This window comes from Pseudoduganella albidiflava (assembly GCF_004322755.1).
GTDB classification, from domain to species: Bacteria; Pseudomonadota; Gammaproteobacteria; order Burkholderiales; family Burkholderiaceae_D; genus Rugamonas; species Rugamonas albidiflava.
Genome location: NZ_CP036401.1, coordinates 4,968,846 through 4,994,793, shown reverse-complemented (window position 1 = coordinate 4,994,793; position 25,948 = coordinate 4,968,846). Strand labels below are relative to the sequence as shown.

Below are 25,948 nucleotides of genomic sequence, written 5' to 3'. Positions count from 1 at the left end.
TCACAAGGATAACTTCATGAAACTGAAATTCGCCGTAGCTTCCCTGCTCGCCGCCGTATCGATGAGCTCGTTCGCAGCTGACCAGACGATCGTCCTGGATGCCGATGGCACCGCGTCGTTCATCGGCACCCCGACCCTGCTGGAAGGCGGCTCCGACGTCCTGACCTTCACCGGCCTGGCAGCCGGCACGTACGAAGTGCTGATCACCCTGAGCGGCCAGTACCTGTCGTTCAACCAGGACCTGACCACCCTGAATGGCAGCAACGATGGCGTGTGGACCGCAACCTCCGGTTCGATCAAGAAGACCGTGTCCTTCGGTTCCGTCGATGCGACCACCACGTCGCCGTTCGTGCTGAACCTGGCAGGCGTCCTGACCGATGCAGGCAAGGCCAACTACTCGGGCGAAATCTCGGTGTCGCCAGTACCGGAACCAGCAACCTACGGCATGCTGCTGGGCGGCCTGGGCATCATGGGCTTCCTGGCCCGTCGCAAGTCCAAGCAAGCGTAATTCCAGCTTCCTGTAAAAAACCCGCTGCCACGGCAGCGGGTTTTTTTTCGCCGGTACAGCGGGTTATTTTCGCCGGTATGCGATGCGCCCGGCGACAGGGCACGGCGTCGCCGCCTCCGCGGCTACTTGCCGGTACGCCGGAAGTCGTTCACGCGGAAACCAAGTCCCAGCAGTGCCGCGAAATACACCGCGCCGCAAACGCCGATGACGAGGAACAGGGCGCCGGCCCGCAGGAAGGGCGTGGCACGCATGGCCAGCCAGTCGAACTGCTGGCTGCCGAACCACGCCACGGCGCCCATCACCGCTACCGCGATCACCAGCTTCGCCAGGAACTTGCCCCATCCGGGCAGTGGCCGGTAGATGTCGCGCTTGCGCAGCCCGGTGTACAGGAAGGTGGCGTTGACGCAGGCCGCCAGGCCGATCGACAGTGCCAGTCCGGCCACTTCGAGGTAGGGCACGAACGCCAGGTTCATCAGCTGGGTCACGAACAGCACGCCCACGGCGATCTTCACCGGCGTGCGGGTATCCTGCTTGGCATAGAATGCCGGCGCCAGTGTCTTGACGAGGATGATGCCGGTCAGGCCGACCGCGTAGGCCATCAATGGCCTGGCCGACATGTGCGCCGCCTCGTCGCTGAAATGGCCGTAGTGGAACAGCGTGGCAATCAGAGGCAAGGCCAGCACGGCCATCCCGACGGCGGCGGGAATCGCCAGGAGACAGGTCAGGCGCAGGCCCCAGTCGAGCAGCGCGGAATACTCTTGCGGGTCGCTGTCCAGGCTGGCTTTCGACAGGCTGGGCAGCAGGATCGTGCCCAGTGCCACGCCCAGCAGGGCAGTAGGGAACTCCATCAGCCGGTCGGCGTAGGTGAGCCACGAGATACTGCCTTCGCGCAGGTGCGAGGCGATCCCCGTATTGATCATCAGGCTGATCTGGGCCGCGCCCACGGCGAAAATGGCCGGGCCCATTTTCCTCAGCACGCGGCGCACGCCGGCATCGCCCAGGCCCGCGAGCGGATTGATCGACAGCCGGGGCAGCATGCCGATCTTGACCAGCGCCGGGATCTGGATTGCGACCTGCAGCAGGCCGCCGACCATCACGCCGATGGCCTGCGCATACACCGGCTGCTCCAGGTAGGGGGCCAGGAACAGCGAGCCGGAAATCATCGACAGGTTCAGCAGCACCGGCGTGACGGCCGGGATCTTGAACTGGCGCCAGGTATTCAGGATGCCGCCAGCCATGGCCACGAACGACATGCACGCTATATAAGGGAACATCAGCCGGGTCATCCAGATCGCGGCATCGAAGGCGCCGGGATCCTGCCGCAGGCCGCCGGCGATCCCCGCCAGCAGCAACGGTGCGCCGAGAATGCCGGCGGCGCTGACGAGCAGCGTGGCCCATACCAGGCAGTTGGCTACGTGATCGGACAGGGTCCTGCTGGCCTCGGCACCCTCGCGGCTCTTGTACTCGGCGAGGATCGGCACGAACGCCTGCGAAAACGCGCCTTCGGCAAACAGCCGGCGCAGCAGGTTGGGAATGCGGAAGGCGACGTTGAAGGCATCGGTATAGGCGCCGGCACCGAAAGCCCGGGCAAACAGGCTTTCGCGCAGCAGCCCTGTAACGCGCGACAGCATGGTCATGCTGGAGACGGCGGCGAGGGTTCTGAGCAGGTTCATGGGGCGTGATTATAGCGGTGCTGCCTGGATGCAAGTCTTACAATTTTATGAAGGGCAGCGTGTATGGTTTTGGCAAGTTTTCGCCACGAACCCGCTTTTTGAATTGCTCCGGCATCAAAAGCTCGTTATAATTTAAGGCTGTACAGAATTCAGTGACGCAGACATCGATGTTGACCAGCTCTGCGTTGGCCTGCTTGGTCGACTGAACGCACCGGTTTGGCAAACGCTGTTGTTTGCAAACGAACTTTGACAACGATTTAGGAAATTCCATGGCAAATACCGCACAAGCGCGCAAACGCGCTCGTCAAGCAGTCAAGCAAAACGCACACAACTCGGCTCAGCGTTCGACCCTGCGCACCGCGATCAAGGCCGTTCGCAAGGCAATCCAGGCCGGCGACAAGGCTGCTGCAACGCAGATCTTCCAGTCGTCCGTGTCGACCATCGACTCGATCGCCGACAAGAAAATCATCCACAAGAACAAGGCCGCTCGCCACAAGAGCCGCCTGGCAGCTGCCCTGAAGGCACTGTCCGCCTAAGTTCGCGTGCGGCGGCAATGGCCGCCAGACAGGTGTGCACACAAGACCCGCATGGCGCAGCCATCGCGGGTTTTTCGCTTTGTGTGTGAAGCTTGGTGTGAAGCTTGATGTGAAGCTTGATATGAAGCCTGGCACGGCGCCTCGCGTAACCGTTCCAAGCCCGCTCGCGGCTGCACCGGCGCCATGTCCCCGGTTACGGTTGTGCCGGCAGGTTGCCGATCTTCATCCCCGGCTTGATGTGCTTTTGCTGGAACCAGCCCAGGTTCATCTCCAGCGCGTACTTGACCGGCACGCCTTTCGTCGAGCAGTGGCTGTCGAGCGTATGCGGCTGCATGTCGCGGATGTTGACGATCTTGCCGCCGGCATCGATGAATGCCACGGACAGCGGCAGCGGCGTATTCTTCATCCACATGCATTGCGTGGCCGGCGCATCGAACACGAACACCATGCCGGCGTTGGCCGGCATGGTCTCGCGGAACATCAGGCCCTGCGCGCGCTGGGCATCGGTGGCCGCGACTTCGGCCTTGATCAGGTGCATGCCGGCGGTCAGTGTGGTGGTGGCGAAGCGCCCGTTCTGGGCGGCAGCGCCGCTGGCGGCGCACAGGGCAGTAGAGGAAACGAGGGCAACGAGGGCAACGAGGGCGGTCTTCATCGTATCGAAGGCAGGTGAAAGAGTGGCAAGGAAGGCACGATGCGCATGGCGCGCGGTGGCATCCGCGCGACCACGGCGATGTGTTCTTTTTGAGGCATGTTCAAGGCTTCAGTTCCGCAGGATCGATTTCCATCCATTCGCCAGGCATCAGCGGATGGGTCGCCAGCGATACCGCGCCGATGGCGCTGCGCACCAGCCGCAGCGTGGGCAGCCCCACCGCGGCCGTCATGCGCCGCACCTGGCGGTTCTTGCCTTCCTGGAGCGTGATCGCCAGCCACGACGTGGGCTTGTCGGCGCGCACGCGGATCGGCGGATTGCGCGGCCAAAGCCATTCCGGCTCGGCGATGCGCACGGCCTGGCAAGGCCTGGTCACGAAGTCGCCCAGGTCCAGCGGCGCCTGCAGGCGCGCCAGCGCGGCGCCATCGGCAAGGCCATCGACCTGCACCAGGTAGGTTTTCGGTTCCTTGCGGTCCGGGTGGGCGATATCGTGCTGCAGCTTGCCATCATCGGTCAGCAACAGCAGGCCTTCGCTGTCGGCGTCGAGGCGCCCGGCCGGATAGACGTTCGGCACGGGCACGCAATCGGCCAGCGTCAGGCGCTCGGGTTGCGGGGAAAACTGGCACAATACTCCGAATGGCTTATTAAGTAAGATCAGCATTGCGGGATTGTACCGACTAAACCGTGGCAGGTATCGGCATACTGATGCATAATCGGCAGTGGTGATAGTTGTCTTATATCTTATAGAAGACGCCTGTACCTGGCTTGTACCTTGTTTTGCGGCTGTGGCCGTCGAGTTATTGCAATGCATATTGCGGCTTGGCGTCGCAGTTGGTCGTCACAGCTGGTGGTCATAGCTGGTCGGTAGAGCCGGATTTGCAGCCGGCACGTCCATGACGCCCGCCAGCGTCGCTTCATTTCGGAGAATTCGATGTATCAACATATCAAAGTGCCGGTCGATGGCGAGAAGATCACCGTCAACGCCGATTTTTCGCTGACCGTGCCGAACCAGCCGATCATCCCGTTCATCGAGGGCGACGGTACCGGCGTCGACGTCACGCCCGTCATGCTGAAGGTGGTCGACGCGGCCGTGGCGAAGGCCTATGGCGGTGCGCGGCGCATCAGCTGGATGGAAATCTATGCCGGGGAGAAATCCACCAAGGTGTACGGCCCCGACGTCTGGCTGCCCGAGGAAACGCTGGCGGCGGTCAAGGATTACGTGGTGTCGATCAAGGGCCCGCTGACGACGCCGGTCGGGGGCGGCATCCGTTCGCTGAACGTGGCGCTGCGCCAGGAGCTGGACCTGTATGTCTGCCTGCGGCCTGTACGCTGGTTCAAGGGTGTGCCGTCGCCCGTCAAGGAACCACACAAGACCGACATGGTGATCTTCCGTGAAAACTCGGAAGACATCTATGCCGGCATCGAATATGCGGAGGGGTCGGAAGGCGCGAAAAAGCTGATCCGCTTCCTGCAGGAAGAACTGGGCGTGCGCAAGATCCGCTTCCCCGAGACCTCGGGCCTCGGCATCAAGCCGGTATCGCGCGAAGGTACCGAGCGCCTGATGCGAAAGGCGATCCAGTATGCGATCGACAATGACAAGCCGTCCGTCACGATCGTCCACAAGGGCAACATCATGAAGTACACCGAAGGCGGCTTCCGCGACTGGGCCTATGCGCTGGCGCAGAAGGAATTCGGCGGCGAACTGATCGACGGCGGCCCGTGGTGCAAGGTGAAGAACCCGAAGACGGGCAAGGACATCGTCGTCAAGGATTCGATCGCCGACGCCTTCCTGCAGCAGATCCTGCTGCGCCCGGCCGAGTACAGCGTGATCGCCACGCTGAACCTGAACGGCGACTACATCTCCGACGCGCTGGCGGCGCAGGTGGGCGGCATCGGCATCGCGCCGGGCGCCAACATGTCGGATTCGGTGGCGATGTTCGAGGCCACCCACGGCACCGCGCCCAAGTATGCCGGCAAGGATTACGTGAATCCGGGCTCGCTGATCCTGTCCGCCGAAATGATGTTGCGCCACATGGGCTGGACCGAGGCGGCCGACCTGATCATCGCGTCGATGGAGAAGGCCATCACGTCGAAGCGCGTCACCTACGACTTTGCCCGCCTGATGGAAGGGGCGACCCAGGTGTCGTGTTCCGGTTTCGGCGAAGTGATGATTGAAAACATGTAATCGTCTTGCAATGTTTTAAAGAAAAACCCGCACGCGTGGCGGGTTTTTTCTTTGCCTTGCAGGCTGGGCAATGGCAAGGCGCGAGGAGCAGGGAAGGAATGCAGGGAAGAAATGCAGGGGCGAAAAAAAACCCCGCTTCAGCAGGGCTTTTTTAGTCGAGGAAGCTGATCAGCTAGCCTGGATGTTGGAAGCTTGCTTGCCTTTCGGGCCCTGCGTGACTTCGAACTGCACCTTTTGACCTTCTTTCAGGGTCTTGAAGCCGTTCATGTTGATTGCGGAGAAGTGCGCGAACAAATCTTCGCCACCATCATCAGGGGTGATGAAGCCGAAACCTTTGGAGTCATTGAACCACTTAACGGTACCAGTTGCCATAATAAAAAGAACTTTCAAATAATAACGAATCACACGAGCCATAAAAGCAAGAAGCTTCCTGCCCCCTCCTCGACAACTCACTTCTTACCAACATGTACATTTCTGCACCAGTCGATATGGCATTGTTGGCGGAACAATTTTCTATGTCAAGCGCTTTGTCGTGGCAATAGTAAGTTTTTTGCAACACGAGAAATGATGAAAGGACTTGATTTTGCGCCGGGGGGCGCCATCTGCGCGCAGTTGGGAAAGCGCGTAAGATTGAGGACAAATGGAAACGTCCAGTTAAACGGGCGTTGCATCGACCACGAAAGCATTAGAATATAAGCGTATGGCAACCAAGCATGACACCGAGACCGTCCTGGAGCGGCAGACGCTGAAGCCGCCCCCCATGTACCAGGTGGCGTTGTTGAACGACGACTACACTCCGATGGAATTTGTGGTCGCGATCATTCAGGAATATTTCAACAAGGATCGCGAAACGGCTACGCAAATTATGCTGAGTGTGCATCGCTACGGCAAAGGCGTGTGCGGTGTGTTCTCAAAAGATATTGCATCAACCAAGGTGGAGTTCGTTTTAACGCATGCGCGCAAGGCGGGGCACCCCCTGCAGTGCGTGATGGAGGAAGTATGATTGCGCAGGAATTGGAAGTAAGTTTGCACATGGCGTTTGTCGAGGCTCGGCAGGCACGGCATGAATTCATCACGGTTGAGCATCTGTTGCTGGCGCTGCTGGACAATCCTTCGGCAGCCGAAGTGTTGCGTGCCTGCGCGGTCAATATCGAAGACCTGCGCAAGACACTCACCAACTTCATCGGCGACAACACCCCCACCGTGCCTGGAACGGGCGAAGTGGACACGCAGCCAACGCTGGGCTTCCAGCGCGTGATCCAGCGCGCCATCATGCATGTGCAGTCGGCCTCGAACGGCAAGAAGGAAGTGACGGGCGCGAACGTGCTGGTGGCCATCTTCGGCGAAAAGGATTCCCATGCCGTGTACTACCTGCACCAGCAGGGCGTAACGCGCCTGGACGTCGTCAACTTCATTTCGCACGGTGTCCGCAAGGACCAGTCCGGCGAAGCGGCCAAGGCATCGGAAGGCGTCGAGGAAGGCGCGCAGGCCGAAGGCCAGGCCAAGGAAAGCCCGCTGGACCAGTTCACGCAAAACCTCAACAAGTCGGCCGCGGAAGGCAAGATCGATCCGCTGATCGGCCGCGAAGAGGAAGTCGACCGCGTGATCCAGATCCTGTGCCGCCGCCGCAAGAACAACCCGCTGCTGGTGGGCGAGGCCGGCGTGGGCAAGACCGCCATCGCCGAAGGCCTGGCGTACCGCATCACGCAGGGCGACGTGCCGGAAATCCTGTCGAATGCCGTGGTGTATTCGCTGGACATGGGCGCGCTGCTGGCCGGCACCAAGTACCGCGGCGACTTCGAGCAGCGCCTGAAGGCGGTGCTCAAGCAGCTGAAGGATAATCCGAACGGCATCCTGTTCATCGACGAGATCCACACGATCATCGGCGCCGGTTCCGCATCGGGCGGCACGCTGGACGCGTCGAACCTGCTGAAGCCGGCACTGGCCAACGGCCAGCTGAAGTGCGTCGGCGCGACCACGTTCACGGAATTCCGCGGCGTGTTCGAGAAAGACCATGCGCTGTCGCGCCGCTTCCAGAAAGTGGACGTCAACGAACCGACCGTCGAGCAGACCGTGCAGATCCTGCGTGGCCTGAAGTCGCGCTTCGAAGAGCACCACGGCGTGAAGTATTCGTCGTCGGCGCTGTCGACGGCGGCCGAGCTGGCGGCCCGCTTCATCAACGACCGCCACCTGCCGGACAAGGCCATCGACGTGATCGACGAAGCCGGTGCCGCCCAGCGCATCCTGCCGAAATCGAAGCAGAAGAAGACCATCGGCAAGACGGAGATCGAAGAGATCATCTCGAAGATCGCGCGCATTCCACCGCAAACCGTCAACCAGGACGACCGCAGCAAGCTGCAGACCATCGACCGCGACCTGCGCAACGTCGTGTTCGGCCAGGATCCGGCGATCGAAGCGCTGGCCTCGGCGATCAAGATGTCGCGTGCCGGCCTCGGCAAGCAGGACAAGCCGATCGGCTCGTTCCTGTTCTCCGGCCCGACCGGCGTGGGCAAGACGGAAGTGGCGAAGCAGCTGGCCTTCATCCTCGGCATCGAACTGATCCGGTTCGACATGTCCGAATACATGGAGCGCCACGCGGTATCGCGGCTGATCGGCGCGCCGCCGGGCTATGTCGGGTTCGACCAGGGCGGCCTGCTGACCGAAGCGATCACGAAGAAGCCGCACGCCGTGCTGCTGCTCGACGAGATCGAGAAGGCGCATCCGGACATCTTCAACATCCTGCTGCAGGTGATGGACCATGGCACGCTGACGGACAACAACGGCCGCAAGGCAGACTTCCGCAACGTGATCATCGTCATGACCACCAACGCGGGTGCGGAAGCGCTGCAGAAGGCGCCGATCGGTTTCACGAACACCAAGGAAACCGGCGACGAAATGGCCGACCTGAAGCGCATGTTCACGCCGGAATTCCGCAACCGGATCGATGCGATCATCAGCTTCCGCGCGCTGGACGAGGAAATCATCCTGCGCGTCGTGGACAAGTTCCTGATGCAGCTGGAAGAGCAGCTGCACGAGAAGAAGGTGGAAGCGATCTTCACGGAAAACCTGCGCAAGTTCCTGTCGAAGAAAGGCTTCGATCCGCTGATGGGCGCGCGGCCGATGTCCCGCCTGATCCAGGACATGATCCGCAAGGCGCTGGCCGACGAACTGCTGTTCGGCCGCCTCGTCACCGGCGGCAGGGTGACGGTGGACCTGGACGAAAAGGACCAGATCAAGCTGGACTTCCCGGAACCGGATGCGGCACCGCTGCCGCCGCCGGAAACGGTCGAAGTGGAGTAATCCACGCCAGTAAAAACCCGCTCGCGAGAGCGGGTTTTTTTCGCCCTGAACCGTCGGGCGGGTTCTCCGGTTCGAGATCGTCAGCGGCGGCGCCGTGCCGCCACGCCCGCGACGGCCAGCCCGGCCAGCAGCATCGCATAGGTGCCCGGCTCGGGCACGGCAGGCACGGTCGACAGCGTCAATTCCAGGTACGGCTCGTTGCGGATGCCGCCCAGGTAAATGCCCTGGTCGCCGGCCTCGACCGGCACGGCGTTCAATGTCTGGTTGGTGAAGCCGATCACGAAGTACGCGCCGGCCAGCGCATTGATGTCGGCCAGTGCCGCACCGTTCAGCGAGATGTCGACGGGGCTGTCGTGCAGGGTGGCCGCGGCATACCGGGTTCCGCTGCCCAGGTCGGCAAAGACACCGGTGCCCGGTTCGAACGTGTTCAGCAGCGGCTGCAGGCCGCCTTCGACGTCGAACAGCCCGATCACGCTCGGCGGCGCGTTCCCATACACGGAAGGCGACAGCGACAGCGTGGCCGATGCCCATGTGGTGCCGGCCGGGATGAAGAATGCCGCCCAGCTGTTGAAGCGCATGCCGGTCTCGTTGCCGGTGAAGGTATTGCCGAGCGGAGTGGCTTCGTTACTGCCGCCGTTGCTGTTGACCCAGCCCTGCACCTGCGCGATGGCGGAAATGGACTCGGCGTGGGCAGGCAGGGCCGCGGCGAGGGCGAAGATGCCGGCGGCGAAGGTGCCAGCGGTAAACTTGCCGACAGTGCGGCGGGCAACCCGGCGGGCAAACGTGACAGGGGGCGTGCGCTTCATGGGCGATTCTCCTTGCGGTGGTGGGGATGGGAACCATCGTAGAAGTCGGCCGGACAGCCCAACAATGCTCGTTACATTTGTTGCAATCTCCCGTCGTCCTCTGCCAACGTCGCACGGATGTGGTAACCGCCCGCGCGCGCGGTCAGTCGCCTCGCCGGCGGCCGGCACGCCGGATCAATGCCAGCAGCAGCGCGCCAGTCATCAGCATGCCGAGCCGCCCCGGCTCCGGCACAGGCGCCAGCGGCACGCCGTCGAGCGTGATGGCGTCGAACGCCAGCCCGGTATCGGCGCCACGGTCGACCCAGTTGACCACGCCGAATTCCAGCGTGTACTCGCCCGCTGCCGCGATCGTGTACGCGGCACCGATCCAGCCGGTCTGGCCGCAATTGTCAGGGATATAGCAGGTGCCGGAATCGTCTCCCAGCGGGCTCCAGCTCGGGGCCAGGCCTTCGACATCCGAGAAGGGCGGGTCCAGCGTGGCCGCGCCCGCCGGCATGCCGAAGCCGGGCACCGCGCCCCCGCCCGGCGAAGTACGCGCCGTCGCCAGCAGCGCCGCCTGGCTGCCGTCTCCGTTCAGCAGGCGCACCCAGGCATAGTCGCTGAAGTCACCGCCGTCGGTCGTTATGTAGTTGAAGGCAAAGTGCAGGGCATCGCCGGCCTGCGCAGTGAACAGGTGCGAACGCAAGGCACTGCCGGCAATCGAATCGGCTGGCGCGCTCACGCCGGGCAACAGCACGCCGGCCGCGCCATTCACCGTCGATACCCAGCCATACTGCGTGCCGCCGCCGGGCGCCAGCGTGATGTTGCCATCCTCCGGCGCGGTGCCGCAGTCGCCGGCGCATTGCCATCCGGCGGGAATGCCGCCATCGAATACCTGGGCGTGGCTGGTGCCCGCAAGGCCTAACAGGATTGCCGCCGCCGCTGCAGCGGCGCGGGAACGCATCGGGATGTTCATGACCGGTCTCCATCGGGTTGAGATGCCTCAAAACGTCAGCATTTCCCGTGCCTGCGTCATCCACCGGATGAAGGGGACCGCAAGGCGCCCGCGCATGTAAAGGATTCCGACATCCTTGCCGCGTTCCAGGATCAGCGTAGCGGGGGCATCACAGCCCGAGGCTGCGCACCTGTGCCGCCCGCCGCCGCGATACTTCCACGGTCATGCCCCCCGGAAGCAGCAGGTCGAAGCCACCCGCGTCGTTGGCGCTCATCCGTTCAACGAAATCCAGGTTGACGATATGGCGCCGGCTGGCGCGCAGGAAGCGCTGCGGGTCCAGGCGTTCTTCCAGTTGCGTGAGCGAGCGCAATACCAGTGGCCGGACATCGTCGAAATACACGCGCGTGTAATTGCCTTCGGATTCGAACAGGCGAACGCTGTCCAGCGCCACGAACCAGCAGCGCTCGCCATCGCGGACGAACAGCTTGCGTGGCGCGGCCGGCGTGCCCGCCACCGGCAGGCCGAGCCGCAGCGCGGCGCGTTGCAGGGCGGCCGCCAGCCGGGTCGCCTGGATCGGCTTTTGCAGGTAGTCGAGCGCATTCACCTCGAACGCCTGCAAGGCGTACTGGTCGAATGCGGTCGTGAAGATCACTTCAGGCGTCGTGTCGAGCGCCTGCAGCAGGTCGAACCCGCTGGCGCCGGGCATCTGCACGTCGAGCAGCAGGAGGTCCGGCTGCAAGGCCGCCACCTGCGCGATGGCTTGTTCGGCATGCGCCGCCTCGCCCACGATCTCGATGCCGGGGTGGGCGGCCAGCAGGCGCCGCAACTCGGCACGGGCCAGGCGTTCGTCATCGACGATCAGGGCGCGCATCGGCACCTGCGCCGCGCTGCCGTTGCCAGGCGCCGCTACCTGGCTCATGCGGCCACCGGCAACTGCAGCGTGGCGCGCACCCAGCCGTCGCATTCCGCCAGGTCAAGGCTGGCGCCGCCGCCCACCGCCAGCGCGAGGCGCTTGCGGGCATTCGCCAGGCCCACCTGCGTGGAATCGCCAGGGAGACGGAGCGCGCCGGCGTTGGCGATCTCGATCAGCGTGCCGCCAACGCCGCGCCAGGCGCGAATGCGGATGTCGCTGCCGGTCGTGCTCAGTTCGACGCCGTACTTCACGGCATTTTCCACCAGGGTCTGCAGCGACATGGGCGGCACCATCACGTGTTCCAGTCCGGGCTCGATGTCCACCCGCACGCGCAAGCGCTCCTCGAAACGGATCTTCTCGATCGCCAGGTAGGCTTCCACCGCCTCCAGCTCGGCCGCCAGCGGCACCGTCTCCACGTGGCCCGATTGCAGCGCATAGCGCATCAGGCCGGCCAGCCGGTCGATCATCCGCGCCGCGCTCTCCGGGTCCTCGTAGATCAGCGCGCGCACGCTGTTCAGGCTGTTGAAGAAGAAGTGCGGGTTGACCTGCGCCTGCAGCGCGCGCAGCTCGATGTCCTTGGCGTGCAGTTCGAGCCGGAGCGCCTCGGCTTCGGCATGCCGGGCCCGGCGGATCGACAGCGCGGCGAGATACAGCACGGTCCACACCGCGTGGACACCGGACCAGAACAAGACTGCGTACGGCAGCCACGCATAGCCGCGCACCTCGCCGAACGGCTTGAAGACACGATAAGCCAGGTAGACCAGGAAGGTGTTCACGCAGCCCAGCACCAACACCGCAACGGCCATCCGCCCCATCCTGCGCCAGGCCGGGCGCCCCTTCAGCAGCCGGCGCCAGCCGTCGGACAGCAGCAGGCCCGCCGCGACACCGGTAACGGAGACCGCGATGACGGCGGGACTGCCGGCGCGATTCATCGCCTGCGCGAGGTCGAACAGGGCCAGCACGCTCCAGCCGCCCAGCTGCAGTGGCCAGTACCAGTTCAGGCGCGCCAGCCGCGGCGGAAGGGTGGTCATTGCGCTGTCACTTTCACTTCAGGAAATGGTCGATGCGATCATACAGCCAGGCCGGGTCGTCGTACATGATGAAGTGGCGCGCCGTCTCCGCCATTTCGATGCGCACGCCCGGCAGCTTGCCGTACTGGCTCGTGTACACCGCCTCGATCGCGGGGCGCGGCGCAAAGTCCTTGTAGGCGGCCCACGCGCCCAGCACCAGCGTCGGCGCCCTGATCTTCGCCACGTCGTCGCGCAGGTCCGTTTCGATCAGCTCTGCCATCGTGCCTGCCACCGTGTTGCGGTCCGAACCCCGGCCCATTTGCATGATGCGGTCCACGTCCTCCGAGCGCGTTACCATCATGGCCACGTTGCGGCGCTGGGCTTGGGCGTAGCTCGCGTCGTCGGCGGCGAGCATCTCCTGGCGGACGCCTGCCGCCATCTGCCGGAGCTGCTCGGGCGTGGCCTGGGGCGCCTGCATCGCACCGAGCGCCGGGAGCGAATCGACGATCACCAGGCGCTCTACCTGGTCGGGATGGTCGATCGCGAAGCGCAGCGCCACGAAACCGCCCAGGCTGTGGCCGATGATGACGGGCTTGCCCAGCTTGTTCGCGGCGATATAGTCGGACAATTGCTGTTCCACCTGCGGCAGCAGCGGGCCCTCGATCGCAGGTTGACCGGCAAAGCCGGCCAGGGTCAGCACATGGCACTGGCGCGGTCCGCACAGGTGCTGCGTGGTGCCTTGCCATACTTCGCTGGACGAAGCGAGGCCTGGAATCAGGATCACGGCGGGGCCGCTACCGGTGACCTCGGCCTTGAAGGCGGGAGCAGCGCAGGCGGGCATGGCGGCAAACAGGGCGGCTGCTGCGGCGGCGATGAGTCGATGACGTTTCATGGTGTTCCTCCTTGAAACGCATCCTCGCACCCTTGCCGTGCACTGCCAGCCGCTGTATGACGAGCGGCGCAAAACAAGGACGAACGGCGAACGCCGAACGGCGGGATGAGCGACGATTCAGCCGCCCCCTTCCTCGCGCAGCCGGCGCCACAGCGTGGTGCGGCTGATGCCGAGGTAGGCCGCGGCGGCATCGCGCCGGCCATCGAAACGGCGCAGCACGTCGGTGACGCGTTCCGCGGCGGGCGGCGCGGCGACGCCCGCGCCGGCCGCCAGCTCGGGCCCCACGGCGAGCACGAACGCGGGCGTCAGCGCCTGCAGCGGTTCGGCGGCCAGGAACAGCGCGAGCCGTTCGCACAGGTTGCGCAGCTCGCGCACATTGCCGGGCCAGGCATGTCCGGCCAGCAGCGGCGCGCAGGCCTGCAGCTCGGCCTGCAGGTTGGGCTGGGCGCGCGCACCCAGCGAGGCCAGCGCATTGCGCAGCAGCCATTCGGCCAGCGGCACGATGTCGGCGGTGCGCTCGCGCAGCGGCGGCAATGCCAGCCGCAGCACCGCGAGCCGGTAGAACAGGTCGGCACGGAAGCGTCCGTCGCGCACCCGCTGCGCCAGGTCGCAGTGCGTGGCACTGATGATCCGTACGTCCACGGGTACCGGCCGCGTGCCGCCCACCCGCACCACCTCCCGCTCTTCCAGCACTCGCAGCAACCGCGTTTGCAGCGCCAGCGGCATCTCGCCGATCTCGTCGAGGAACAGCGTGCCGCCGTTGGCCGCCTCGAACAGGCCGGCGCGGCCGCCGCGCCGCGCGCCGGTAAACGCGCCTTCCTCGTGGCCGAACAGTTCCGCTTCCAGCAGCGATTCGGCAATGGCGCCGCAATTCACCGCCAGGAACGGGCGGCGCGCCTCGTCGACCCTGCCGTGCGGCGCGGCGCGGTGGATCGCCTGCGCCGCCAGTTCCTTGCCGCTGCCGGTCTCGCCCTGGATCAGCACCGTGGCGGCCGAACGCGCATACAGCACCACCATCTGCCGCACCTGTTCCATTGCCGGCGATTCGCCGCGCAGGTCGGCCAGGCCGTGCCGGGCGCGCGGCGGGTCCTGCACGGCGCCACCGCGGCCGCGGCGCCGGCCCATCCATCCCGTTTCCAGCTGCGCCAGCCGGGCCATTTCCAGCGCATCGTCGAAGGCTTGCCGGATCGAGGCCGCCGAGTAGAGGAACACGCCGGTCATGCCGGCGTCCTCGGCCAGGTCGGTGATCAGGCCGGCGCCGACGATGGCGCGGATCCCGGCCGCCTTCAGTTCATGCACCTGGGCCAGCGCATCTTCCCGCGTGACATAGGTGCGCTGCACCACGTCGAAGCCGAACGTGGCCGCGAACTCGGCCAGTTCCGGCATTGGCTGCTGGTAGGTGACCACGGCGATCCGCTCCGATACCCGGCGCGCCCGCGCCAGCGCGCGCATCATGTCCGTGCCGCTGGCCTTGGCCACCACCAGCGGGACCGGCAGGCGTCCCTTCAGGTAAGCCGCGTTCGACCCGGCGGAGATGACGGCATCGCAACGCTCCGTGGCCAGCCGCTCGCGGATATGGCGCACCGCCTCGTCGAAGCCGAGGTGGATCGGTTCGATGGTGGCCAGCGCATCGTACTCGGGCGTGATGTCGCGGAACAGGTCGGACAGGCGCGACATGGACACCGTCCAGATGACGGGTTTGTCCGGGTCGCCGTGGAGGAGATCGGTCATGTTTCAATTATAGTTCAACGGCGTTTCATCTGTTTCAGCTGAAACGCCGCAGAGAGTGCTGCACTACTTGCAAGCCATTGATTTCACGCACTTCCCACCCTTCCAATGATGCTGGCATGCTCCTTGCGGAACTGCTGCCATCCATCGTCATTCCGAAAGGCCATCATGAGTATCCGTTCCGCCGGAGCCGCGTTCCGCCAGGCCGTCCGCGAAGAGTCGCCGCTGCAAGTCGTGGGCGCCATCAATGCCAACCATGCGCTGCTGGCGCAACGCGCCGGGTTCCGCGCCGTTTACCTGTCCGGCGGCGGTGTCGCGGCCGGTTCGCTGGGCTTGCCCGACCTGGGCATCTCGAACCTGGACGACGTGCTCACCGACGTGCGCCGCATTACCGACGTGTGCGACCTGCCGCTGCTGGTCGACATCGATACCGGGTTCGGCGCTTCGGCCTTCAACGTGGCCCGCACCGTGAAGTCGATGATCAAGTTCGGTGCCGCCGCCGTCCATATCGAGGACCAGGTGGGCGCCAAGCGCTGCGGCCACCGGCCCGGCAAGGAAATCGTCAGCCAGGGTGAGATGGTCGACCGCGTCAAGGCTGCCGTGGATGCCCGCACCGACCAGGACTTCGTCATCATGGCGCGCACCGATGCGCTGGCCGTGGAAGGCTTCGATGCCGCCATCGAGCGCGCCGTGGCCTGCGTCGAGGCGGGCGCCGACATGATCTTCGCCGAGGCATTGACGGAACTGTCGATGTACAAGCGCTTCGCCGAGGCGGTGAAGGTGCCGGTGCTGGCCAACATTACCGAATACGGTTCCACGCCGCTGTTCACGCTGGAAGAGCTGCGTTCGGTCGACGTGGACATCGTGCTGTATCCGCTGTCGGCGTTCCGCGCCATGAACCGCGCGGCCGAGAACGTGTACGGCGCGATCCGGCGCGACGGCACGCAGCAGAACGTGCTCGGCACGATGCAGACCCGCGAGGAACTTTACGAGAGCATCGGCTACCATGTCTTCGAACAGAAGCTCGATGCATTGTTCGCGGCACAGAAAAAATAAAGGAGACAGGCATGACCGAGACCACGTTCAAACCGAAGAAATCCGTTGCGCTGTCCGGCGTCACCGCCGGCAATACGGCGCTGTGCTCCGTCGGCAAGACCGGCAACGACCTGCATTACCGCGGCTACGATATCCTGGACGTCGCCGATACCTGCGAATTCGAGGAGATCGCCTACCTGCTGGTGCACGGCAAGCTGCCGACCGCCGGTGAACTGAAGGGCTACAAGGCCAAGCTGAAATCGCTGCGCGGCCTGCCGCAGGCCGTGAAGCTGGCGCTGGAAGCGCTGCCGGCCGGCGCGCACCCGATGGACGTGATGCGCACCGGCGCTTCCGTGCTGGGCTGCGTGCTGCCGGAAAAGGATGACCACAACCTGGCCGGCGCGCGCGACATCGCCGACCGCCTGATGGCGTCGTTCGGTTCGATCCTGCTGTACTGGTACCACTACAGCCATGCCGGCCGCCGCATCGACGTGGAGACCGACGACGATTCGATTGGCGGCCACTTCCTGCACCTGCTGCACGGCGCGCCGCCGCCGGAAAGCTGGGTGAAGGCGATGCACACGTCGCTGATCCTGTATGCCGAGCACGAGTTCAATGCCTCCACCTTCACGGCGCGCGTGGTCGCCGGCACCGGGTCCGACATCTACTCGGCCATCACCGGCGCGATCGGCGCGCTGCGCGGCCCCAAGCATGGCGGTGCCAACGAGGTGGCGCTGGATATCCAGAAGCGCTACGAGAATGCCGACGAAGCGGAAAGCGACATCCGCGCGCGCGTGGCCAACAAGGAAGTGGTGATCGGCTTCGGCCACCCGGTCTACACGGTATCGGACCCGCGCAACAAGGTGATCAAGGAAGTGGCGCGCCAGCTGTCGAAGGAAGCGGGTTCGATGAAGATGTTCGACATCGCCGAACGCCTCGAATCGGTGATGTGGGAAGTGAAGAACATGTTCCCGAACCTGGACTGGTTCTCGGCCGTGTCGTACCACATGATGGGCGTGCCCACCGCGATGTTCACGCCGCTGTTCGTGATCTCCCGGACCTCGGGCTGGGCGGCGCACATCATCGAGCAGCGCATCGACAACAAGATCATCCGCCCGAGCGCCAACTACGTGGGCCCGGAAGACCTGCGCTTCGTGCCGATCGCCGAGCGCAAGTAAGCCGGCAAACAAGTCGGCAAATGAGTCGGCAAACAAGTCGGCAAACAAGTCGGCAAACAAGTCGGCAAACAAGTCGGCAAACAAGCAGCAAGCAAGAACGAACGTGAAGGAAGCAAATTGAACACGCCCATGAACACCGCGTACCGGAAGAACCTGCCCGGTACCACGCTGGATTACTTCGACGCGCGCGCCGCCGTCGAAGCGATCGAAGCGGGTGCCTACGACAGATTGCCGTATACCTCCCGCGTGCTGGCGGAAAACCTGTGCCGCCGCTGCGACGCCACCCAGCTCACGGCATCGCTGCAGCAGCTGGTCTACCGCAAGCGCGACCTGGACTTCCCGTGGTTCCCGGCCCGCGTCGTGTGCCACGATATCCTGGGCCAGACCGCGCTGGTCGACCTGGCCGGCCTGCGCGATGCGATCGCCGAACAGGGCGGCGACCCGGCGCTCGTCAACCCCGTGGTGCCCACGCAGCTGGTGGTCGACCACTCGCTGGCGGTCGAATGCGGCGGCTTCGATCCCGATGCGTTCGCGAAGAACCGCGCCATCGAGGATCGCCGCAACGAAGACCGCTTCCACTTCATCGAATGGACCAGGCGGGCATTCCATAACGTCGACGTGATCCCGCCGGGGAACGGCATCCTGCACCAGATCAACCTGGAGCGCATGTCGCCGGTGATCCAGGTGAGCGGCGGCGTCGCCTATCCGGACACGCTGGTGGGCACCGATTCGCACACGCCGATGGTCGATGCGCTGGGCGTCATCGCGGTCGGCGTCGGCGGGCTGGAAGCGGAAACCGTGATGCTGGGCCGCGCCTCGTGGATGCGGCTGCCGGACATCGTCGGCGTCGAGCTGACGGGACGGCCGCAGGCGGGCATCACGGCCACCGACATCGTGCTGGCGCTGACCGAATTCCTGCGCAAGGAAAAGGTGGTGTCGGCCTACCTGGAGTTCCACGGCGCGGGCGCCGCCGCGCTGACGCTGGGCGACCGCGCCACCATCTCCAACATGGCGCCGGAATTCGGCGCCACCGCGGCCATGTTCGCCATCGACGAGCAGACCATCCAGTACCTCCGGCTGACCGGCCGCGAGGACGAGCAGGTGGCGCTGGTGGAGCTGTATGCGAAACAGGCCGGCCTGTGGGCGGCCAGCCTGGCCAGCGCCGAGTACGAACGCGTGCTGCGCTTCGACCTGTCGACGGTGGTGCGCAATATCGCCGGCCCGTCGAATCCGCACAAGCGCGTTCCCACGTCGGAACTGGCCGCACGCGGCATCGCGGGTATCGTCGAGAACGAGCCGGGCCGCATGCCGGACGGCGCCGTCATCATCGCGGCGATCACCAGCTGCACCAACACGAACAATCCGCGCAACATGATCGCCGCCGGCCTGCTGGCCCGCAATGCCAACCGGTTCGGCCTGTTGCGCAAGCCCTGGGTGAAAAGCTCGCTGGCGCCGGGTTCGAAGGCCGTCACCCTGTACCTGGAGGAAGCCGGCCTGCTGCCCGAGCTGGAACAGCTGGGCTTCGGCGTCGTCGCCTATGCCTGCACCTCGTGCAATGGCATGTCCGGCGCGCTCGATCCGGCAATCCAGCAGGAGATCGTCGAGCGGAACCTGTATGCGACGGCGGTCCTGTCCGGCAACCGCAATTTCGACGGGCGCATCCACCCGTATGCGCAGCAGGCCTTCCTGGCCTCGCCGCCGCTGGTGGTGGCGTATGCGATCGCCGGCACGATCCGCTTCGACATCGAGAAGGATGTGCTGGGCCACGATGCGCAGGGCAATCCGGTCCGGTTGCAGGACCTGTGGCCGGACGACGCGGAGATCGATGCGATCGTGGCGGCCAGCGTGAAGCCGGAACACTTCCGCAAGGTGTATATCCCGATGTTCGCGCGCCAGGAAGAGGCGGGCGGCAGCGTCAGCCCGCTGTATGACTGGCGGCCGCAGAGTACCTACATCCGCCGCCCGCCGTACTGGGAAGGCGCGCTGGCCGGCGAACGCACGCTGGCGGGCATGCGGCCGCTGGCGGTCCTGGGCGACAACATCACCACCGACCACCTGTCGCCGTCGAATGCGATCATGCTCGACAGCGCGGCCGGCGAGTACCTGGCGAGGATGGGCTTGCCGGAAGAAGACTTCAATTCCTACGCCACGCACCGGGGCGACCACCTGACCGCGCAGCGGGCGACGTTCGCCAACCCCACGCTGAAGAACGAGATGGTGGTGGTGGACGGGCAGGTCAGGGCGGGCTCGCTGGCACGGGTGGAGCCGGAAGGCACGATCACGCGCATGTGGGAAGCGATCGAAACCTACATGGCGCGCCGGCAGCCGCTGATCGTGATCGCCGGCGCCGACTATGGCCAGGGCTCGTCGCGCGACTGGGCCGCGAAAGGCGTACGGCTGGCGGGCGTGGAAGCCATCGTGGCCGAAGGTTTCGAGCGCATCCACCGCACCAACCTGGTCGGCATGGGCGTGCTGCCGCTGGAATTCATCGGTGGCGTCAACCGGCTCACGCTGGGGATCGACGGCACCGAGACGTTCGACGTGGTGGGCGAACGCCAGCCGCGCGCCATGCTGACGCTGGTGATCCATCGGAGCAATGGCGAAAACGTCACGGTTCCGGTGCAATGCCGGCTCGACACGGCCGAGGAGGTGGCGATCTACGAGGCGGGCGGCGTGCTGCAGCGCTTTGCGCAGGACTTCCTGGCATCCACCGGCCGGGTTGCCGCCAGCGAGGCCGCATGATGGCGCATCCTCCCCAAGTGAAAATCCGCGCCACCTACATGCGTGGCGGTACCAGCAAAGGCGTATTCTTCCTTCTCGACGACCTGCCCGAGGCGGCCAGGGTGCCGGGACCGGCGCGCGATGCGCTGCTGCTGCGGGTGATCGGCAGCCCCGATCCCTACGGCAAGCAGATCGATGGCATGGGCGGCGCCACGTCGAGCACCAGCAAGGCGGTGATCCTGTCGAAAAGCACGCGGCCCGGCCACGATGTCGATTACCTGTTCGGCCAGGTCTCGATCGACAGGCCGTTCGTCGACTGGAGCGGCAACTGCGGCAACCTGTCGGCCGCGGTGGGCCCGTTCGCGATCGCCAACGGCATGGTCGAGCCGGGTCGCGTGCCGCACAACGGCCTGGCCGTGGTGCGCATCTGGCAAGCCAACATCGGCAAGACCATCATCGCCCACGTGCCGGTGTCGGACAGCGCGGTCCAGGAAACCGGCGACTTCGAGCTCGACGGTGTCACCTTCCCGGCAGCCGAGGTGCAGCTTGAATTCATGGACCCGGCGGCCGACGAGGAGGGCGCCGGCGGTGCGATGTTCCCGACCGGCAGCGTGGTGGACGAGCTCGACGTCCCTGGCGTGGGCACGCTGCGCGTGACGATGATCAATGCCGGCATTCCAACCATCTTCGTCGATGCCGCCAGCATCGGCTACACGGGCAGCGAGCTGCAGGACGCCATCAACGGCGACACTAGGGCGCTGGCGATGTTCGAGACGATCCGTGCCCACGGTGCCGTGCGCATGGGCCTGATCGGCCATGTCGACGAGGCGGCGCGGCGCCAGCACACGCCCAAGGTGGCGTTCGTGGCGCCACCCGCCACGTACACTGCCTCCTCCGGCAAGCCGGTGCATGCCGAAGAGATCGACCTGCTGGTGCGCGCCCTGTCGATGGGCAAGCTGCATCACGCCATGATGGGCACCGCCGCCGTGGCGATCGGCACCGCCGCGGCGATCCCCGGCACGCTGGTCAACCTTGCCGCCGGCGGCGGCGTGCGCACCGCGGTGCGGTTCGGCCATCCGTCCGGCACGCTGCGCGTGGGCGCCGAAGCGCTGGAAGTGGACGGGCAATGGCAGGTCAGCAAGGCGGTCATGAGCCGCAGTGCCCGCGTGTTGATGGAAGGTTACGTGCGCGTTCCACCGCAGCAATAGGGTGAAAGCCGGCGCGCGGGTGGTTTTAAAACCATTCCTGTAACCATCTGTTGTATCGAAGCCCGGCGCCGCCGGGCTTCGTGCATTGTGCATGGCTATTGCAGGACGGCTGGTTTATGATTTGCCGTTGAGTTGCCTCGATGCAGCTATTATTGCGTGTAATAATGCCATGAACGATGCCCTCACCATTGTCGCTCCGATAGCCGACCCCATCGCCGATGCCTTGCAGCTGATCGGCATGCCTGCCTGCGCATGCGATGGCGACGGCGCCGTGGTGGCATCGAACACGGAATTCGATGTGCTGCTGGCGCATGATCCGCGCGGGCTGCCAATGGCGGACCTGTTCGCGCGGCATGTGCGCGCGGAGAGTGGCGCGGCGCTGGCAGCGGCGCTGGCCGGTGGCGACACCGCGGCGTGGGACAGCTGCCTGGCCGCCGCCGGCGGCCGGTACGTGGCCGTGCAAGTCACCGTCAAGCCTTTCCCTGCCGCGTCGGCGCGGCGCGGTGGCACGATCCTGTTCCATGACATCGGCGCGGTCCAGCGCGACCAGCGCGCATTGCGCAAGGCCCTGCTGGAACAGCGCGCGATCCTCGAGAACGCCGCCGTCGGCATCATCTTCAGCAAGCTCGATCACGTCCACGAATGCAATATGCGCGCGGCCGAGATGTTCGGCTATGCGCGCCACGACATGGAAGGCCTGGCGAGCCGCCAGCTGTACCCGGACATGGAGCACTTCGACCGCTTGCGCCGGCAGTGGATGCCGGTGCTGCACCAGGGGCGCTCGGTCACGCTGGAAACGCCGATGAAGCGGGGCGACGGCGCGCTGTTCTGGTGCCGCGCCCACGGCCGCGCGGTCGATCCGTCCGACGAGCAGGCCGGCATGGTGTGGATCGTCGAGGACATCAGCGAGCAGCGCGCCGCCAGCGAAGCCACCCGCAAGATCCTGCTGGAGCAGAAGGCGATCCTCGACAACGCATCGGTCGGCATCCTGTTTACGAAGAACCAGCGCATGTTGAGCTGCAACCCGCGCATTGCCGCCATGTTCGGCTATGCGCCGGACGAGATGATCGGCATGCATTCGGGCGACGTTTTTCCTTCGGAACAGGTGTACCGCGAGTTCGGTGGCGAGGCTGGCCCGGTGCTGGCCAGTGGCCTGCCGTTCGAGAAGAAGGAGTTCCAGTTCCAGCGCAAGGATGGCTCGCTGTTCTGGTGCCGCGTGCGCGCCAAGGCCGTGGACGAGGAACACAACGATGGCGGCACGATCTGGATCCTGGAGGACGTGACGCAGTCGCGGCAGAACCAGATGGAAACCGAGGCGCTGATGAACAACGCCTCGATCAGCATCCTCTTCACGCGCCAGCGCACCATCACCCGCCACAACCGCGGTTTTTCAGAGATGTTCCGCTATGGCGCCGACGAGGCGATCGGGATGGCCTGCGATGCGCTGTATCCGTCGCTGGCCGCCTATGAGGCGCTCAGTGCGCAGGCCGGCCCGCTGCTGGCGGCAGCCCGGCCGTTCCAGACCGAGATCGAGTTGCGGCGCAAGGACGGCACCACGTTCTGGGCCCAGCTGATCGCCTATGTGGTGAACGCCGAGTCGCCGGCGCAGGGCACCATCTGGATCGCCGAGGACCGCACCGAACACAAGGCCGCCGAGGAATCGCTGCGCCAGGCGGCGGACTCGGTGCGCCGCGCGCGCGACGACCTGGAAATCCGCGTGCTGGAGCGTACCGCCGAGCTGGCGGGCGCCAACGCGATGCTGCAGGGCGAGATCGTCGAGCGCCGCCAGGCCGAAGCGCGGGTCCACCACATGGCTTACCATGACAGCCTGACCGGCTTGCCGAACCGGGCGCTGCTGACCGACCGCATCGAGCGGGCCGTGCTCAATGCCCAGCGCACCGAACGGCTGCTGGCGGTGATGTTCCTCGACCTGGACCGCTTCAAGACGATCAACGATTCGCTGGGCCACGTGACCGGCGATGCGCTGCTCAAGGAAGTGGCGGGGCGCCTGTGCCGGGCGGTGCGGGCCAGCGACACGGTGGCGCGGCTGGGCGGCGACGAATTCGTGGTGCTGGCGCCGCACATCCGCGACAGCGAGGAAGCGGCCAACGTGGCCGAGAAGATCATCGACGCGCTGGCGCTGCCATTCCCGATCGACGGGCACACGCTTCATGTCACGCCGTCGATCGGCATCTGCGTCTGCCCGGACGACGGGCAGGACGTGGAAACGCTGATGCGCCATGCCGATGCGGCGATGTACCACGCCAAGGCGGCCGGCCGCAACACGTACCAGTTCTTCACGCAGAAGATGAATGCCTCCGCCGCGCATTTCGAGCTGGAGAGCAGCCTGCGCGTGGCGCTGGCGCAGAGCCAGTTCGAGCTGCACTTCCAGCCGATCATCGACACCGGCACGCGGCGCCTGCATTCGCTCGAAGTGCTGCTGCGCTGGCAGCGGCCGGGCACCGGCCTGGTGGGGCCGGACAAGTTCATCCCGATCCTGGAAGAGAACGGCCTGATCGTCCCCGTCGGCGAATGGGTGATCCGCCGCGCCTGCGAGCAAAGCATGGAGTGGAAGCGGCAGGGCCTGCAGCCGGTGCCGCTGGCCGTGAACCTGTCGCCACGCCAGTTCATGCACCGCGGGCTGGTGCCGGCGATCCGGCGCATCCTCGACGACACCGGCATCGACCCGGCATTGCTGGAATTCGAGATCACCGAAACCGCGCTGATGCAGCACGGCGAGCAGACGCTGGATATTCTCGGCCAGATCAACGCGATGGGCATCCGCCTGTCGATCGATGATTTCGGCACGGGCTACTCGAGCCTGGCCTACCTGAAGCGCTTCCCCGTCAAGAAGATCAAGATCGACCGGGCCTTCATCAAGGACCTGGAAAAGAGCGCGGAAGACCGGGCCATCGTGGCCGCGATCGTCGCGCTGTCGGACAGCCTGCAGCTGTCGGTGGTGGCCGAAGGCGTCGAGACGGAAGGGCATTATTCCCTGCTGCAGGAGCAGGGCTGCCAGTTCGCCCAAGGTTACCTGTTCTCGCCGCCGGTGCCGCGCGCCAATGCCGCGAACATGCTGGAGCGGCTCGGGCCGGACGCCTGAGCCCGAACCTAAGCCAGCGTGGCGATCACCGGCGTGTGATCGGACGGCTGTTTCCACTTGCGCGGCGTGCGGTCGATCGTGCAGCCGGTACAGCGCGCCGCCAGCGGGGCGGACAGCAGGATATGGTCGATCCGCAAGCCTTGGTTCTTCTGGAAACGCAGCATCCGGTAATCCCACCAGCTGTACGTCTTTTCCGGTTGCGCGAAGAGGCGGTAGGAATCCACCAGGCCGACGTCGAGCAAGGCCTGGAAGGCGGCGCGTTCCCGCGGCGACACGTGCACTTCGCCTTCCCATACGGCCGGATCGTGCACGTCGCGGTCTTCCGGCGCCACGTTGTAGTCGCCCAGCACCGCCAGGTTCGGGTGGCGCGCCAGTTCATCGGCCAGCCAGTCGCGCATGGCCGCCATCCAGCCCAGCTTGTAGACATACTTGTCCGAATCCACCGCCTGGCCGTTCGGTACATAGGCACAGACGACGCGGATGCCATCGATCGTCGCCGCGAGGATGCGCTGCTGTTCGTCGGGGTACAGGGGATTGTTGCGGACGATATCGGTCATCGGCAGGCGCGACAGGATCGCCACGCCGTTATACGTCTTTTGTCCCGAAAACTGCACCTGGTAGCCGGCCGCTTCGATGGCCGCCACTGGAAATTTATCGTCCGTAAGTTTCGTTTCCTGAATGCAGAGGATGTCGACGGGATTGGTTTCCAGCCACTGCAAAAGGTGTGGCAGGCGGACATTCAGGGAATTGACGTTCCAGGTGACCAGTTGCATAGTATTCCTCGTGGGTGTTTCATTTCGGGCCGCATATTACCGCAATGAGTACTCCACGAGTTGCAAAAACCTAATACAATGTACGGAAGTTCAATTGCGCTGCGTCAGCAATTGGAAATAATAAGACTACTCTCAGACGCAACTTCGTTGCAAAATGCGACCATTTTGAAAATTTATTGCATTTTTTGCCTCACAGTTATCAAAATAGTACTAAAATTCGTTCGCGTCGCCTGAAAAGGGCAATATACTGAGTCTGTTCACCATGAACTGCTTGCGCCCCGGCTACCGGACCATCGTCAGCGGCAACACAAAATTGCTTCATCTCTAGTGTTGTCGTGCGTCAATAGATGGTACTATTGAGAACTATTTGGTTTAACGTGCAAAGCATTTGTAAAGGAAGAAAATGCGATCTGCATTCGAAGCATGGGCTCAGAAGGACGGTCACATCGTCCGTCGCCGCGAAGACAAGCCAGAAGAATATCTGGTGTATGAAACGCAGCGCCGCTGGCTGATCTGGCAGGCAGCGCTGGAACACGGCAAGACCCCTGGCGGCCGCAAGACCGCGAAGGACGCCGTGGACAAGGGTAGTGCCCGTAGCGCAACCGCGACCGCCACCGCAACACGTCCGCAAGTGATTGCTTCGGACGAGGCCGCCGTGCGCAACCAGGTGCTGAACGAAGTGCTGGATGCTTTCTCGGCACTGAAGAGCAGGGACAACACGGCGATGGATGACATCATGCATGTCATCCAGGGCTTGAAGCAGAAGCAGCAGGCCGCCAAGAACGGCGACTGACCG

At 64.7% G+C, this 25,948-nt stretch carries 22 protein-coding genes; 11 read left to right on the top strand and 11 right to left on the bottom strand.

Going from position 1 to position 25,948, the window contains the following annotated elements; genetic code table 11:
- The first annotated feature begins 16 nt into the window (after positions 1-16).
- Complete coding sequence (locus tag EYF70_RS20690) at positions 17-508, top strand: FxDxF family PEP-CTERM protein (RefSeq protein WP_165497750.1); 492 nt, start codon at positions 17-19, stop codon at positions 506-508.
- Positions 509-630: 122 nt separating this feature from the next.
- Here the strand turns inward: EYF70_RS20690 and murJ are convergent, their stop codons facing one another.
- A complete protein-coding gene (murJ, locus tag EYF70_RS20685) occupies positions 631-2,181 on the bottom strand; it encodes a murein biosynthesis integral membrane protein MurJ (RefSeq protein ID WP_131147095.1) in 1,551 nt (516 codons plus the stop codon).
- Between the two features lie 269 nt (positions 2,182-2,450).
- Here murJ and rpsT point away from each other — a divergent pair, with 269 nt between their 5' ends.
- Entirely contained in the window at positions 2,451-2,717 is a 267-nt protein-coding gene (gene rpsT / locus EYF70_RS20680) for a 30S ribosomal protein S20 (protein ID WP_131147094.1), read from the top strand.
- Between the two features lie 193 nt (positions 2,718-2,910).
- Here rpsT and EYF70_RS20675 read toward each other — a convergent pair whose 3' ends face one another.
- Positions 2,911-3,369: a DUF192 domain-containing protein gene (locus EYF70_RS20675; protein WP_131147093.1), complete on the bottom strand. Its 459-nt coding sequence runs from the start codon at positions 3,367-3,369 to the stop codon at positions 2,911-2,913.
- A gap of 100 nt (positions 3,370-3,469) precedes the next feature.
- Positions 3,470-4,027 (bottom strand): pseudouridine synthase, encoded by a 558-nt coding sequence (locus EYF70_RS20670; protein ID WP_131147092.1) that lies wholly within the window; start codon positions 4,025-4,027, stop codon positions 3,470-3,472.
- Positions 4,028-4,297: 270 nt separating this feature from the next.
- On the opposite strand from EYF70_RS20670, the gene icd reads away from it, so the two are divergent.
- Positions 4,298-5,551 carry an NADP-dependent isocitrate dehydrogenase gene (gene icd, locus EYF70_RS20665; RefSeq protein ID WP_131147091.1) on the top strand — a complete coding sequence of 418 codons (1,254 nt, stop codon included), beginning with the start codon at positions 4,298-4,300 and terminating at the stop codon, positions 5,549-5,551.
- 168 nt (positions 5,552-5,719) lie between these two features.
- On the opposite strand, the gene cspE is transcribed toward icd, so the two are convergent.
- The gene (gene cspE, locus EYF70_RS20660; RefSeq protein ID WP_107141363.1) at positions 5,720-5,923 is read right to left on the bottom strand and encodes a transcription antiterminator/RNA stability regulator CspE; all 204 of its coding nucleotides are present in this window, start codon (positions 5,921-5,923) and stop codon (positions 5,720-5,722) included.
- A gap of 328 nt (positions 5,924-6,251) precedes the next feature.
- On the opposite strand from cspE, the gene clpS reads away from it, so the two are divergent.
- Together clpS and clpA are read left to right on the top strand one after the other, a co-directional pair.
- Positions 6,252-6,554 carry an ATP-dependent Clp protease adapter ClpS gene (clpS, locus tag EYF70_RS20655; RefSeq protein ID WP_130185626.1) on the top strand — a complete coding sequence of 101 codons (303 nt, stop codon included), beginning with the start codon at positions 6,252-6,254 and terminating at the stop codon, positions 6,552-6,554.
- Entirely contained in the window at positions 6,551-8,851 is a 2,301-nt protein-coding gene (gene clpA / locus EYF70_RS20650; RefSeq protein WP_131147090.1) for an ATP-dependent Clp protease ATP-binding subunit ClpA, read from the top strand. Before clpS ends, clpA begins: the two co-directional genes overlap by 4 nt.
- A gap of 80 nt (positions 8,852-8,931) precedes the next feature.
- On the opposite strand, the gene EYF70_RS20645 is transcribed toward clpA, so the two are convergent.
- The 6 genes from EYF70_RS20645 to prpR form a co-directional block, all read right to left on the bottom strand.
- Complete coding sequence (locus tag EYF70_RS20645) at positions 8,932-9,657, bottom strand: PEP-CTERM sorting domain-containing protein (protein ID WP_229420479.1); 726 nt, start codon at positions 9,655-9,657, stop codon at positions 8,932-8,934.
- A 142-nt stretch (positions 9,658-9,799) separates the two neighbouring features.
- Entirely contained in the window at positions 9,800-10,612 is an 813-nt protein-coding gene (locus tag EYF70_RS20640; RefSeq protein ID WP_218943704.1) for an NF038132 family protein, read from the bottom strand.
- Between the two features lie 148 nt (positions 10,613-10,760).
- Positions 10,761-11,510, bottom strand: a complete 750-nt coding sequence (locus EYF70_RS20635) for a LytR/AlgR family response regulator transcription factor (protein WP_229420478.1) — start codon at positions 11,508-11,510, stop codon at positions 10,761-10,763.
- Positions 11,507-12,535, bottom strand: a complete 1,029-nt coding sequence (locus EYF70_RS20630; RefSeq protein WP_131147089.1) for a sensor histidine kinase — start codon at positions 12,533-12,535, stop codon at positions 11,507-11,509. Before EYF70_RS20630 ends, EYF70_RS20635 begins: the two co-directional genes overlap by 4 nt.
- A 13-nt stretch (positions 12,536-12,548) precedes the next feature.
- Positions 12,549-13,406: an alpha/beta fold hydrolase gene (locus EYF70_RS20625; RefSeq protein WP_131147088.1), complete on the bottom strand. Its 858-nt coding sequence runs from the start codon at positions 13,404-13,406 to the stop codon at positions 12,549-12,551.
- 117 nt (positions 13,407-13,523) lie between these two features.
- Positions 13,524-15,137 (bottom strand): propionate catabolism operon regulatory protein PrpR, encoded by a 1,614-nt coding sequence (gene prpR, locus EYF70_RS20620; RefSeq protein ID WP_131147087.1) that lies wholly within the window; start codon positions 15,135-15,137, stop codon positions 13,524-13,526.
- A 165-nt stretch (positions 15,138-15,302) separates the two neighbouring features.
- Here prpR and prpB point away from each other — a divergent pair, with 165 nt between their 5' ends.
- From prpB to EYF70_RS20595, 5 genes are all read left to right on the top strand, one after another.
- Positions 15,303-16,190, top strand: a complete 888-nt coding sequence (gene prpB, locus EYF70_RS20615) for a methylisocitrate lyase (protein ID WP_131147086.1) — start codon at positions 15,303-15,305, stop codon at positions 16,188-16,190.
- Positions 16,191-16,201: 11 nt separating this feature from the next.
- A complete protein-coding gene (gene prpC / locus EYF70_RS20610; protein ID WP_131147085.1) occupies positions 16,202-17,347 on the top strand; it encodes a bifunctional 2-methylcitrate synthase/citrate synthase in 1,146 nt (381 codons plus the stop codon).
- Positions 17,348-17,476: 129 nt separating this feature from the next.
- Positions 17,477-20,089, top strand: coding sequence for a Fe/S-dependent 2-methylisocitrate dehydratase AcnD (acnD, locus tag EYF70_RS20605; RefSeq protein ID WP_131149228.1), 2,613 nt, complete (start codon positions 17,477-17,479; stop codon positions 20,087-20,089).
- The gene (gene prpF, locus EYF70_RS20600; RefSeq protein ID WP_131149227.1) at positions 20,089-21,276 is read left to right on the top strand and encodes a 2-methylaconitate cis-trans isomerase PrpF; all 1,188 of its coding nucleotides are present in this window, start codon (positions 20,089-20,091) and stop codon (positions 21,274-21,276) included. The genes acnD and prpF overlap by 1 nt, the downstream gene beginning before the upstream one ends.
- 169 nt (positions 21,277-21,445) lie before the next feature.
- Complete coding sequence (locus tag EYF70_RS20595; RefSeq protein WP_131147084.1) at positions 21,446-24,379, top strand: bifunctional diguanylate cyclase/phosphodiesterase; 2,934 nt, start codon at positions 21,446-21,448, stop codon at positions 24,377-24,379.
- An 8-nt stretch (positions 24,380-24,387) separates the two neighbouring features.
- Here EYF70_RS20595 and EYF70_RS20590 read toward each other — a convergent pair whose 3' ends face one another.
- Complete coding sequence (locus EYF70_RS20590; protein WP_131147083.1) at positions 24,388-25,152, bottom strand: exodeoxyribonuclease III; 765 nt, start codon at positions 25,150-25,152, stop codon at positions 24,388-24,390.
- Positions 25,153-25,555: 403 nt separating this feature from the next.
- Between EYF70_RS20590 and EYF70_RS20585 the strand changes: the two genes are divergently transcribed.
- Positions 25,556-25,945: a phiTE_015 family protein gene (locus tag EYF70_RS20585; protein WP_131147082.1), complete on the top strand. Its 390-nt coding sequence runs from the start codon at positions 25,556-25,558 to the stop codon at positions 25,943-25,945.
- Positions 25,946-25,948: the final 3 nt, after the last annotated feature.